Annotated in this window: 2 protein-coding genes, 2 rRNA genes and 1 pseudogene; all 5 read left to right on the top strand. The window is 62.1% G+C overall.

Annotated elements, in window-relative coordinates; all coding sequences use genetic code 11:
• Positions 1 to 94 precede the first annotated feature (94 nt).
• The 5 genes and pseudogenes from GXK59_RS14405 (at position 95) to GXK59_RS14385 (ending at position 13,309) form a co-directional block, all read left to right on the top strand.
• A pseudogene (locus GXK59_RS14405) lies at positions 95 to 2,148 on the top strand (alpha-1,4-glucan--maltose-1-phosphate maltosyltransferase).
• The gene (gene treS, locus GXK59_RS14400) at positions 2,145 to 3,941 is read left to right on the top strand and encodes a maltose alpha-D-glucosyltransferase (protein ID WP_160667798.1); all 1,797 of its coding nucleotides are present in this window, start codon (positions 2,145 to 2,147) and stop codon (positions 3,939 to 3,941) included. The pseudogene GXK59_RS14405 and the gene treS overlap by 4 nt, the downstream one beginning before the upstream one ends.
• 1 nt (position 3,942) lies before the next feature.
• Positions 3,943 to 7,641: a 1,4-alpha-glucan branching enzyme gene (locus GXK59_RS14395; protein ID WP_160667797.1), complete on the top strand. Its 3,699-nt coding sequence runs from the start codon at positions 3,943 to 3,945 to the stop codon at positions 7,639 to 7,641.
• 482 nt (positions 7,642 to 8,123) lie between these two features.
• Positions 8,124 to 9,647: ribosomal RNA gene (locus GXK59_RS14390) — 16S ribosomal RNA — on the top strand.
• Between the two features lie 528 nt (positions 9,648 to 10,175).
• Positions 10,176 to 13,309: ribosomal RNA gene (locus GXK59_RS14385) — 23S ribosomal RNA — on the top strand.
• The 16S and 23S rRNA genes sit together here, the layout of an rRNA operon.
• Positions 13,310 to 13,489: the final 180 nt, after the last annotated feature.

Below are 13,489 nucleotides of genomic sequence, written 5' to 3'. Positions count from 1 at the left end.
CCGAAAACGCCCCGAAAAAAGTGAGCAGCCTTAGCAATCTGGCCGATTTGTCGATAACGTCGAGGCTGTGACGACTAACTCGCGAACCAGTGCCGTGTCCAAGCAAAAGCCGAAGGCCCTGATCACGGAGGGCCTTCGCTTTGGCCGTTTTCCAATCACCGCCGTACAGCCTGTGGTGGAAGGCGGGAAATTCCCTGCCAAGGCCGTTGTGGGAGAAACCCTGGTGGTGGGTGCCACCGCCTTCCGCGAAGGTCACGACCAGCTCGGCGTCAGCGCCGTCCTGCTCGACCCCCGCGGGAAGGAACGCCAGCGCGTCCGTCTCGCCCCGCCCCGCGGCCCGCGCGGCCAGGGAACCGACCGCTGGGAGGGCCTCCTGACCCCGTCCGCCACCGGCACCTGGTCCTTCATGATCGAGGCCTGGCATGACCGCTACGGCACGTGGCACCACAACGCCGAGGTCAAGGTGGAAGCCGGAATCGACGTCGAGCTGATGCTGGCCGAGGGCGCCGCGCTGCTCGCCGAAGCGTCCGAGGACTCCTCCCGGCCGTCGGCTGACCGGCGGACCTTCCGGATGGCCGTCGTCGGGCTCAATGACACGTCCAAGACCACCGAGGAACGCCTCGCCGCCGGTTTCAGCCCGGAGGTCGCCGCCGTCATCGATCGCCAGCCGATCCGCGAACAGGTCACCGTCTCCGAGCAGTACCCGCTGCTGGTGGAGCGCGAGCTCGCCGGCCGGGGCGCCTGGTACGAGTTCTTCCCCCGGTCCGAGGGCGCCGTCCGCAACCACGACACCGGGGAGTGGACCTCCGGCACCTTCCGCACCGCCGCGAAGCGGCTCGACGCCGTCGCGGCCATGGGCTTCGACATCATCTACATGCCGCCGATCCACCCGATCGGCATCCAGCACCGCAAGGGCCCGAACAACACCCTGCTGGCAGGACCGCACGATCCCGGCTCCCCCTGGGCCATCGGGGCCAAGGAGGGCGGCCACGACGCCATCCACCCGGACCTGGGCACCTTTGAGGACTTCGATGCCTTCGTGGCGCGGGCCGGGGAACTGGGACTGGAAGTGGCCCTGGACCTTGCACTGCAGGCCGCCCCGGACCACCCCTGGGTCGAAAGCCACCCCGAGTGGTTCACCACGCGCGTTGACGGCAGCATCGCCTATGCCGAGAACCCGCCGAAGAAGTACCAGGACATCTTCCCGCTGAACTTCGACAACGATCCGGCGGGCCTGTCCAACGAGATCCTCCGGATTGTATTCCTTTGGGTGAGCCACGGCGTCAAGATCTTCCGCGTCGACAACCCGCACACCAAGCCGGTGTGGTTCTGGGAGTGGCTGATCGCCAAGGTCAACAAGAAACACCCCGACGTCGTTTTCCTCGCCGAGGCCTTCACCCGCCCGGCCATGATGCACGCGCTGGGCCGGGCCGGCTTCCAGCAGTCCTACACCTACTTCACCTGGCGGAACACCAAGGAGGAGCTGGAAGAGTACTTCCAGGAAGTCAGCCACGAGTCCACGGCCTACTTCCGGCCGAACTTCTTCGTCAACACCCCGGACATCCTGACCGAATTCCTGCAGTACGGCGGCCCGCCCGCGTTCAAGATCCGGGCCGCGCTGGCTGCCACCGCGAGTCCCATCTGGGGTGTCTATGCCGGCTTCGAACTCTATGAGCACGTGGCCCGGCCCGGCGCCGAGGAGTACATCGACAATGAGAAGTTCGAGTACAAGGCCCGTGACTGGGACACGGCGGCCGGCTCCGGCCGGACGCTGGCCCCGTACCTGAGCCGGCTCAACGAGATCCGGCGCGCCCACCCGGCCCTCGGGGACCTGCAGAACCTGACTGTGCACCAGAGCACGGACAACGCCACTGTCGTCTACTCGAAGCACAAGACCCTCCCCGACGGCTCGAAGGACACCCTGATCGTCGTCGTCAACGTGGATCCGCACGGCATCCGCGAGAGCACGGTCACGCTGGATTTGGCGGCGCTGGAGCTGGACCCCGACGACCTCACGCACAACGGCCGGTTCATGGTGGATGATCTGGTGACCGGCGAAAGCTGGGAATGGGGGGGTACAACTACGTTCGGTTGGACGCCCATGTCGAACCCGCGCACATTCTTAGCATCCGGAGGCAGCACGCGTGAGTTTCAGCCCGACCAACCCCAACCAGCACTTCAGCCCGAAGGGGTCCTTTGAACTGAATGCGCCCGGCCTCCAGCATGATCCGCACTGGTACCGCAAGGCGGTCTTCTACGAAGTGCTGGTCCGCGGGTTCGCCGACGGAAACGGTGACGGCTCGGGCGACTTCCATGGCCTGATCGAAAAGCTGGATTACCTGCAGTGGCTCGGCGTCGACTGCCTCTGGCTCCCGCCCTTCTTCCAGTCCCCGCTCCGCGACGGCGGCTACGACATCTCGGACTACAACTCCGTGCTCGACGAATTCGGCACCATCAGCGATTTCAAACGCCTCGTCGCGGAGGCCCACGCCCGCGGCGTGCGCGTGATTATTGACCTTCCGCTGAACCACACGTCCGACCAGCACCCCTGGTTCCAGGAATCCCGCAAGGATCCGGACGGACCGTTCGGCGATTTCTATGTCTGGAGCGACACGGACGAGAAGTACGAAGACGCCCGCATCATCTTCGTGGACACCGAGGAATCCAACTGGACCTTCGACCCGATCCGGCGGCAGTTCTTCTGGCACCGATTCTTCAGCCACCAGCCTGACCTCAACTTCGAGAACCCCAAAGTCATCGACGCCCTCTTCGACGTCGTCCGGTTCTGGCTGGACCAGGGCATTGACGGCTTCCGCGCGGACGCCATCCCGTACCTCTTCGAGGAGGAGGGCACCAACTGCGAGAACCTGCCGCAGACCCACGAGTTCCTCCGCAAGCTGCGCAAGATGGTCGACGAAAGCTACCCGGGCCGCGTCATCATCGCCGAGGCCAACCAGCCGCCGGCCGAGGTGGTTGAGTACTTCGGCACCGAAGAGGAACCGGAATGCCACATGGCGTTCCACTTCCCGATCATGCCGCGGCTCTACTACGCGCTGCGGGACCAGAAGGCCGCCCCCATCATCGAGACGATGAAGGACACCCCGAACATCCCCGAAGGCGCCCAATGGGGCACCTTCCTGCGGAACCACGACGAGCTGACACTGGAAATGGTCACCGCCGACGAGCGTGCCGCGATGCTCGGCTGGTACGCGCCGGACCCGCGCATGCGCGCCAACATCGGCATCCGCCGCCGGCTGGCGCCGCTGCTGGACAACTCCCGTTCCGAAATCGAGCTCATCAATGCCCTGCTGCTGTCCCTGCCCGGCAGCCCGTTCCTGTACTACGGGGACGAGATCGGCATGGGGGACAACATCTGGCTCGAGGACCGCGACGCCGTCCGTACCCCCATGCAGTGGAACCCGGACCGCAACGCCGGGTTCTCCAACGCGGACCCCGGCAAGCTGTACCTTCCGGTGATCCAGTCGCTGGTCTACAACTACAGCATGGCCAACGTCGAGGCCGAAGCGGCCCACTCGGGTTCGCTGCTGCGCTGGACACGCCAGATCCTCAGCGTCCGGAAGAACCACCCCGCCTTCGGGCTGGGCGCCTTTGAGCACGTCGAAGCCGACCACGACGTCGTTCTCGCCTACCTGCGCGAGCTGCCGGAAGGCAACTCTGCCGGGGAGGACGGGGAAACGATCCTGTGTGCCTTCAACCTGTCCCAGCATCCCGTGGCCACCACCCTGCGGGTCCCGAGGTTCGCCGGCCGCGGCCTCCGGGACGTGTTCGGCGGCCAGGCGTTCCCGGCGATTTCCGAGGACGGAACCCTGACGCTGACCCTGGGCAGCCACGACTTCTTCTGGCTGCGGATCCGCTCGGCTGCCTCCAACCCGTCATCGCCCTACACCCAGGCCATGCCCATCCTGTCCATCGAAGGCTGACATGACCCGACCCACCCTTACCCCGGCCCTGAGCGGACTGCTCGGCGACTGGCTGCCGCGCCAGCGCTGGTTCCCCGTCAAGAGCGCGGCGTTCAGCTTCGAGACCGCCGGGGGACTGCGCCTCGCCGGCGCTCCTGGCGGCGAGGCCGGCACGGCCCGACTCGAGGTGCTGCTGCTGGCCGTGAGCTACCCGACGCCGGATGGCTCCCGCACCGACGTCGTCCAGGTCCCGCTCAGCATCCGCAGCTCCCCCCTGGCCGGGGCAGATGGAGCGCTGATCGGGCAGATTTCCGGACCCGGGCCCGCCGCCGGGCCCGCCGGCGCCCCCGGCGGTCTCTGGATCTACGACGGCGTCCACGACCCGGCGTTCATCTCGGCGTGGCTGGAACTGATGCGCCACGGCGGCACCACCCCCACCGGGAACGCCACCGGCCGCCTCGTTGAGTCCGGCCACCGCCTGCCCCGGGCCACCGGCGTCGTGAAAGTCCTCTCCGGGGAGCAGTCCAACAGTTCCGTGATCGTGGACGACGGCCAATCCGCCGCCATCCTGAAGTTCTTCCGGGTGCTCTCCGAAGGCCAGAACCCGGAAGTGGAAATCGGTGCCGCCCTGACCGCAGGACACACCGTCGAAGTGCCGGCCACCCTTGGCTGGGTCACCGGCGAGTGGGAACCGCCATCCGGGCACGGCACCGGCCCCGCGCTCGGCGAACTGGCCGTGGCGCACGAGTTCCTCGCCGGCGGCCTGGACGCCTGGCGGCTGGCGGTCGACGCGGCGAGCGGCGGCCGGGATTTCACCGCCGAGGCACACGCGCTCGGCGCCGCCACCGCCACCGTGCACCGCCGGCTGGCCGAGGCACTCGGCGTCGCCGCCGAATCCGTTCCCGGACGCGACATCGCGCCCGGCGTAGCCGAGCGCGTGCGGCAGTCCTGGGCGCAGGCCGGCGCCGCCGTCGGACCCTACGGTGAAGCGCTGGACAGGCTCCTGGAACGCCTCGAAGGCAGCAGCGCCGGGACCCTGCAACGGATCCACGGCGATCTCCACCTGGGCCAGATCCTCCAGGTTCCCGGCGGAGCCGGCATGGCGCCGCGCTGGGCCATCCTCGACTTCGAGGGGGAGCCGCTCCGGCCGATCTCCGAACGCAATTTCCCGGACGTCCCGCTGCGCGACGTCGTCGGAATGCTCAGGTCCTTTGACTACGCCGCCGGCGCAGCCGAGCGCGAGCACCCCGACGCGGACGTCCCGGAAACCTGGGTGGACGACTGCGCCGAGGCCTTCCTGGCCGGCTACGCGGAAGTCATCCCCGGCAGCATTGACCGCGATGCGCCCCTCTTTGTGGCGCTGTGGCTCGACAAAGCCCTGTATGAAGTCATTTACGAACTACGGAACAGGCCGGACTGGCTCTCCATTCCGGTCCACGCATCACGTCGTCTCCTCGGCAGTACAGGCTCCGGCGTCCCCGCCGAAGCCGCAGCGGAAGGTATCAAAATGACAGGTTCAGCACGTATCGATCGTCCCGGAAGCCCACTGCCGGTGGACGCGGACACTCTTGCGAGGGTCGCCGCCGGCGAACACCACGCGCCGCACTCGGTCCTGGGCGCCCACCTCGATGACCACGGCCACGTCACCATCCGCACGGTCAAGCACCTCGCCGAAGCCGTCTCCGTGGTGACCGCTGCCGGGACCTTCCCGATGACGCACGAGTCCGGCGGGGTATGGGTTGCCGTGCTGGAGCCGCTGGAGTCGGGCCATGTGCCCGACTACCGGCTGGAAGTGACCTACGAGGGCCACGCACCGGAGCCGGCCGACGACCCCTACCGCTACCTGCCCACCATCGGCGAACTCGACCTGCACCTGATCGGCGAGGGCCGCCACGAGCGCCTCTGGGATGTGCTCGGCGCGCACGTCCAGCACTACAAGTCCGGCCTCGGCGACGTCGACGGCGTGTCCTTCGCCGTGTGGGCGCCCAATGCCCAGGCAGTCCGCGTCAAGGGCGACTTCAACGGCTGGGACGGCCGGCAGCACTCGATGCGGTCCCTCGGCTCCTCCGGCGTCTGGGAAGTCTTTATCCCCGGCGTTGTAGCAGGGGCGTGCTACAAGTTTGAGATCCGGACCAAGCACGGCTATTGGGTGGAGAAAGCGGATCCGCTGGCCTTTGGCACGGAGGTTCCGCCGCTGACGGCGTCGCGGGTCGTGGAGCCCGCCTACGCCTTCAAGGACGCGGAGTGGATAGAAACCCGGGCCGGACGGGATCCGCACAACTCGCCGATGAGCGTCTACGAAGTGCACCTCGGCTCCTGGCGGGTCGGGCTCAGCTACCGGGAGCTGGCCAAGGAACTGGTCGACTACGTCAAGTGGCTTGGCTTCACCCATGTGGAATTCATGCCAGTGGCAGAGCACCCCTTCGGCGGATCCTGGGGCTACCAGGTCACCTCCTACTTCGCCCCGACGTCGCGCTTCGGCCACCCCGACGAATTCCGGTACCTTGTGGATGAACTTCACCAGGCCGGCATCGGCGTGCTCCTGGACTGGGTGCCGGCGCACTTCCCGAAGGATGAGTGGGCGCTGGCAAAGTTCGACGGCGAAGCCCTGTACGAGCACGCCGACCCGAACCTGGGCGAACACCCCGACTGGGGAACGCTCATCTTCGACTTCGGCCGCAGCGAAGTCCGTAACTTCCTGGTCGCGAATGCGCTCTACTGGCTCGATGAATTCCACATCGACGGCCTGCGCGTGGACGCCGTCGCCTCGATGCTTTACCTCGACTACTCCCGCGAGGAGGGTCAGTGGCAGCCGAACCGGTTCGGCGGACGGGAGAACCTGGAGGCCATCTCGTTCTTGCAAGAGGTCAACGCCACGGTCTACAAGACCCACCCCGGTGCGGTCATGATCGCCGAGGAATCCACCGCGTTCCCGGGCGTCACGGCGCCCACGAGCCAGGGCGGCCTGGGCTTCGGCATCAAGTGGAACATGGGCTGGATGCACGACTCGCTCAAGTACATGGCCGAGGATCCGTTCAACCGGCGGTGGCACCACGGCACCATCACCTTCTCCATGGTCTACGCCTACACGGAGAACTTCCTCCTGCCGATCAGCCACGACGAGGTTGTGCACGGCAAGGGGTCGATGCTGCGCAAGATGCCGGGCGACCGCTGGCAGCAGCTGGCCAACCTGCGCGCCTTCCTCGGCTACCAGTGGGCGCACCCTGGCAAGCAGCTGATCTTCATGGGCACGGAATTCGGCCAGGAAGCGGAATGGTCCGAACAGCACGGCCTCGACTGGTGGCTGGCGGAAATTCCGGCGCACCGCGGGATCCAGCTCCTGACCAAGGACCTCAACGAGCTGTACAGCTCCACCGCGGCCCTTTACGAACAGGACAACGACCCCGCCGGCTTCCAATGGATCAACGGCGGCGACTCAAACCGCAACGTCCTGACCTTCATCCGCCGGGACGCCGCGGGCAACCCCCTGGTCTGCGCCTTCAACTTCTCAGGTGCCCCGCACACGGACTTCCGTCTCGGCGTTCCTTCGCCGGGGCAGTGGCGCGAAGTGCTGAACACCGACGCCGACACGTACGGCGGTTCCGGTGTCCTGAACGGCGGCACCCTGACGGCGGCCGACGTCGACATCGACGGCCAGCCGGCCACCCTCACCGTCACGCTGCCTCCGTTGGGCGCCGCATTCTTCAAACCAGTGAACTGACGCCGGGACTGCCGCCCCGGAAACGGACTGGCTAAGCCTCGTCGAAGAGCCCGGAATCCGCGTAATTCCGGGCTTTTTGCGATCCTGCGGGAGGCCGCTCGGGGCTCCCTTTGTCACCAGGGCAAACTGGTGGTAGAGTTTATTTCCGCGCTGCTCCCCGGAGTTGATCCGCCACCAAGACCCAGAAGCCTCACGGCGAGACTGAGTCGGGATGGCGATTTGACAAGGGTGAAGCGGCCCGGTAACTTTGATAAGTTGCTCCGGAGCGATCCACGGCCTTGGTTGTGGTGGTGCCGGGTGTGTCTGTTGTTTGAGAACTCAATAGTGTGCCAAGTTTGTTGATACCAATTTATTGTATTGAATTGGTTGAATTGATCAGGTCCGCCACCCCGTGGTGTGGTCTGGTTTTTACAGCTGGTTTCAAATTTTGTGCAGCGCGTGCATCCCGTTTTCCCGGGGGCGCGTGTTGTGTCTGTTTTACTTCAACGGAGAGTTTGATCCTGGCTCAGGATGAACGCTGGCGGCGTGCTTAACACATGCAAGTCGAACGATGAACCTCACTTGTGGGGGGATTAGTGGCGAACGGGTGAGTAACACGTGAGTAACCTGCCCTTAACTCTGGGATAAGCCTGGGAAACTGGGTCTAATACCGGATATGACTCCTCATCGCATGGTGGGGGGTGGAAAGCTTTATTGTGGTTTTGGATGGACTCGCGGCCTATCAGCTTGTTGGTGAGGTAATGGCTCACCAAGGCGACGACGGGTAGCCGGCCTGAGAGGGTGACCGGCCACACTGGGACTGAGACACGGCCCAGACTCCTACGGGAGGCAGCAGTGGGGAATATTGCACAATGGGCGAAAGCCTGATGCAGCGACGCCGCGTGAGGGATGACGGCCTTCGGGTTGTAAACCTCTTTCAGTAGGGAAGAAGCGAAAGTGACGGTACCTGCAGAAGAAGCGCCGGCTAACTACGTGCCAGCAGCCGCGGTAATACGTAGGGCGCAAGCGTTATCCGGAATTATTGGGCGTAAAGAGCTCGTAGGCGGTTTGTCGCGTCTGCCGTGAAAGTCCGGGGCTCAACTCCGGATCTGCGGTGGGTACGGGCAGACTAGAGTGATGTAGGGGAGACTGGAATTCCTGGTGTAGCGGTGAAATGCGCAGATATCAGGAGGAACACCGATGGCGAAGGCAGGTCTCTGGGCATTAACTGACGCTGAGGAGCGAAAGCATGGGGAGCGAACAGGATTAGATACCCTGGTAGTCCATGCCGTAAACGTTGGGCACTAGGTGTGGGGGACATTCCACGTTTTCCGCGCCGTAGCTAACGCATTAAGTGCCCCGCCTGGGGAGTACGGCCGCAAGGCTAAAACTCAAAGGAATTGACGGGGGCCCGCACAAGCGGCGGAGCATGCGGATTAATTCGATGCAACGCGAAGAACCTTACCAAGGCTTGACATGAACCGGAAATACCTGGAAACAGGTGCCCCGCTTGCGGTCGGTTTACAGGTGGTGCATGGTTGTCGTCAGCTCGTGTCGTGAGATGTTGGGTTAAGTCCCGCAACGAGCGCAACCCTCGTTCTATGTTGCCAGCGCGTTATGGCGGGGACTCATAGGAGACTGCCGGGGTCAACTCGGAGGAAGGTGGGGACGACGTCAAATCATCATGCCCCTTATGTCTTGGGCTTCACGCATGCTACAATGGCCGGTACAAAGGGTTGCGATACTGTGAGGTGGAGCTAATCCCAAAAAGCCGGTCTCAGTTCGGATTGGGGTCTGCAACTCGACCCCATGAAGTCGGAGTCGCTAGTAATCGCAGATCAGCAACGCTGCGGTGAATACGTTCCCGGGCCTTGTACACACCGCCCGTCAAGTCACGAAAGTTGGTAACACCCGAAGCCGGTGGCCTAACCCCTTGTGGGAGGGAGCTGTCGAAGGTGGGACTGGCGATTGGGACTAAGTCGTAACAAGGTAGCCGTACCGGAAGGTGCGGCTGGATCACCTCCTTTCTAAGGAGCACCTACAACAACCTCGCCAGGCGTTATGTCTGTGTGGTGGTGTTGTCAGGAGTACGCCCGTTGCGCAGACGCTAGTTCTGCGGCGGGTGCTCACGGGTGGAATATCAACAAATAGCGGCCGCTGGTTTTTCCTGCGGCGCCCAGTACGGATCCTTTTGTGCTTCTTTGGAAGTGCGGGGTTCCTGGAACGGTGTCCGGGGGGTACGGGGGGTTTAGTGTTTGGCACACTGTTGGGTCCTGAGGCAACAGGACCGGGGTCCGCGGCTTTGGCTGTGGTGTCCGGGACTTGTGTTTCTGGTTTCCTGGCTGCACCGAGCGCACACGTGTGTGTGGGGTGTGTGGTATGGGGTTGTTGTTTGAGAACTACATAGTGGACGCGAGCATCTTTTATAAGAAGCAATTTCCAAGAATATGAACCTGGATCTGTGCCGTTGCGTTGGTTGTGCCCTTTGGGGTGTGGCTTGGGTGGCGGTGTGGTTTTCATGGTTCTCTCGAAAATTAGCGTTTTTGATCTTTTGTGGTCAAGTTTTTAAGAGCACACGGTGGATGCCTTGGCATTAGGAGCCGAAGAAGGACGTAGGAATCTGCGATAAGCCTGGGGGAGTCGATAACCGGACTGTGATCCCAGGGTGTCCGAATGGGGAAACCCCGCCAGGGGCGCGAGCTGCCTGGTGACCCGCATCTGAACACATAGGGTGCGTGGAGGGAACGCGGGGAAGTGAAACATCTCAGTACCCGCAGGAAGAGAAAACAATAGTGATTCCGTCAGTAGTGGCGAGCGAACGCGGATCAGGCTAAACCGTTCCATGTGTGATAGCCGGCGGGCGTTGCATGGTCGGGGTTGTGGGACTTCCCATTCTGTCTCTGCCGGGACAGTGGGGTGTGTAGTGCAGGCATAGGTGAACGGTCTTGAAAGGCCGGCCAGAGAGGGTGTGAGCCCCGTAACCGAAATGTTGTGTACCGCCCGGGGAGTATCCCAAGTAGCACGGGGCCCGAGAAATCCCGTGCGAATCTGTCAGGACCACCTGATAAGCCTAAATACTCCCTAATGACCGATAGCGGACCAGTACCGTGAGGGAAAGGTGAAAAGTACCCCGGGAGGGGAGTGAAACAGTACCTGAAACCGTGTGCTTACAATCCGTCGGAGCAACCTTGTAGTTGTGACGGCGTGCCTTTTGAAGAATGAGCCTGCGAGTTAGTGTTACGTCGCGAGGTTAACCCGTGTGGGGAAGCCGTAGCGAAAGCGAGTCTGAATAGGGCGTTGCAGTGGCGTGATCTAGACCCGAAGCGAAGTGATCTACCCATGGCCAGGTTGAAGCGACGGTAAGACGTCGTGGAGGACCGAACCCACTTCAGTTGAAAATGGAGGGGATGAGCTGTGGGTAGGGGTGAAAGGCCAATCAAACTTCGTGATAGCTGGTTCTCCCCGAAATGCATTTAGGTGCAGCGTTGCGTGTTTCTTACCGGAGGTAGAGCTACTGGATGGCTAATGGGCCCTACAAGGTTACTGACGTCAGCCAAACTCCGAATGCCGGTAAGTGAGAGCGCAGCAGTGAGACTGTGGGGGATAAGCTTCATAGTCGAGAGGGAAACAGCCCAGACCACCAACTAAGGCCCCTAAGCGTGTGCTAAGTGGGAAAGGATGTGGAGTTGCGAAGACAACCAGGAGGTTGGCTTAGAAGCAGCCATCCTTAAAAGAGTGCGTAATAGCTCACTGGTCAAGTGATTCCGCGCCGACAATGTAGCGGGGCTCAAGTACACCGCCGAAGTTGTGGATTTCAGATATTAGCTAAGCCGCCCCTTGTGGGTTGGTTCAGGCGTCTGGAGTGGTAGGGGAGCGTCGTGTGGGCAGTGAAGTCGCGGTGTAAACCAGCGGTGGAGCCTACACGAGTGAGAATGCAGGCATGAGTAGCGAAAGACGGGTGAGAAACCCGTCCGCCGAATGATCAAGGGTTCCAGGGTCAAGCTAATCTGCCCTGGGTAAGTCGGGACCTAAGGCGAGGCCGACAGGCGTAGTCGATGGACAACGGGTTGATATTCCCGTACCGGCGAAAAACCGCCCATGCTGAACAGGGGATACTAACCGCCCGAAGCCTGCCTGACACCCCTTGTGGGTGAAGGGTTTTGGTGGAGCGCGGGACCTGATCCTGGGAGGCAAGCGTATTAACAGGTGTGACGCAGGAAGGTAGCCGAGCCGGGCGATGGTTGTCCCGGTCTAAGGATGTAGGGCGAACGGTAGGCAAATCCGCCGTTCATGATGCCTGAGACCCGATGGGACTCCCGTGAGGGGGGATTCGGTGATCCTATGCTGCCTAGAAAAGCATCGACGCGAGGTTTTAGCCGCCCGTACCCCAAACCGACACAGGTGATCAGGTAGAGAATACTAAGGCGATCGAGAGAATTATGGTTAAGGAACTCGGCAAAATGCCCCCGTAACTTCGGGAGAAGGGGGGCCCCCATCGTGATGGACACAAGCTGTCCGGAGCGTGCAGGGGCCGCAGAGACCAGGGGGAAGCGACTGTTTACTAAAAACACAGGTCCGTGCGAAGTCGCAAGACGATGTATACGGACTGACTCCTGCCCGGTGCTGGAAGGTTAAGAGGACCGGTTAGCCGCAAGGCGAAGCTGAGAATTCAAGCCCCAGTAAACGGCGGTGGTAACTATAACCATCCTAAGGTAGCGAAATTCCTTGTCGGGTAAGTTCCGACCTGCACGAATGGAGTAACGACTTCCCCGCTGTCTCAACCATAAACTCGGCGAAATTGCAGTACGAGTAAAGATGCTCGTTACGCGCAGCAGGACGGAAAGACCCCGAGACCTTTACTATAGTTTGGTATTGGTGTTCGGAGTGGCTTGTGTAGGATAGGTGGGAGACGTTGAAGCCCGGACGCCAGTTCGGGTGGAGTCATCGTTGAAATACCACTCTGGTCACTTTGGACATCTAACTTCGGCCCGTAATCCGGGTCAGGGACAGTGCCTGATGGGTAGTTTAACTGGGGCGGTTGCCTCCTAAAAAGTAACGGAGGCGCCCAAAGGTTCCCTCAGCCTGGTTGGCAATCAGGTGTCGAGTGTAAGTGCACAAGGGAGCTTGACTGTGAGAGAGACATCTCGAGCAGGGACGAAAGTCGGGACTAGTGATCCGGCGGTACATTGTGGAATGGCCGTCGCTCAACGGATAAAAGGTACCTCGGGGATAACAGGCTGATCTTGCCCAAGAGTCCATATCGACGGCATGGTTTGGCACCTCGATGTCGGCTCGTCGCATCCTGGGGCTGGAGTAGGTCCCAAGGGTTGGGCTGTTCGCCCATTAAAGCGGTACGCGAGCTGGGTTTAGAACGTCGTGAGACAGTTCGGTCCCTATCCGCTGCGCGCGCAGGAAATTTGAGAAGGGCTGTCCTTAGTACGAGAGGACCGGGACGGACGAACCTCTGGTGTGTCAGTTGTACTGCCAAGTGCACCGCTGATTAGCTACGTTCGGATGGGATAACCGCTGAAAGCATCTAAGCGGGAAGCTCGCTTCGAGATGAGATTTCCATACACCTTGTGTGTGAGAGGCCCCCAGCCAGACCACTGGGTTGATAGGCCGGATGTGGAAGCGAGGACTAACGACTCGTGAAGCTGACCGGTACTAATAGGCCGATAACTTACACCACACACTCTCTTCGTGAACGGATTCAAAAGACGTTCACACCATGAAGAGAGTACAAAGAAACAAGACTGCTTGCGTCCACTATGTGGTTCCCAAACAACAAACCCGTTGTTCGAGGAACCAAACCAACTGAATAACACCACAGTTGTAACACCAGACTTCCCACCCCCCAGGGGGAACGGGA

Source organism: Pseudarthrobacter sp. ATCC 49987 (assembly GCF_009928425.1).
Lineage (GTDB): Bacteria > Actinomycetota > Actinomycetes > Actinomycetales > Micrococcaceae > Arthrobacter.
Note: the sequence above shows the minus strand (reverse complement) of the source record. Positions and strands in the feature narration are given on the sequence as shown.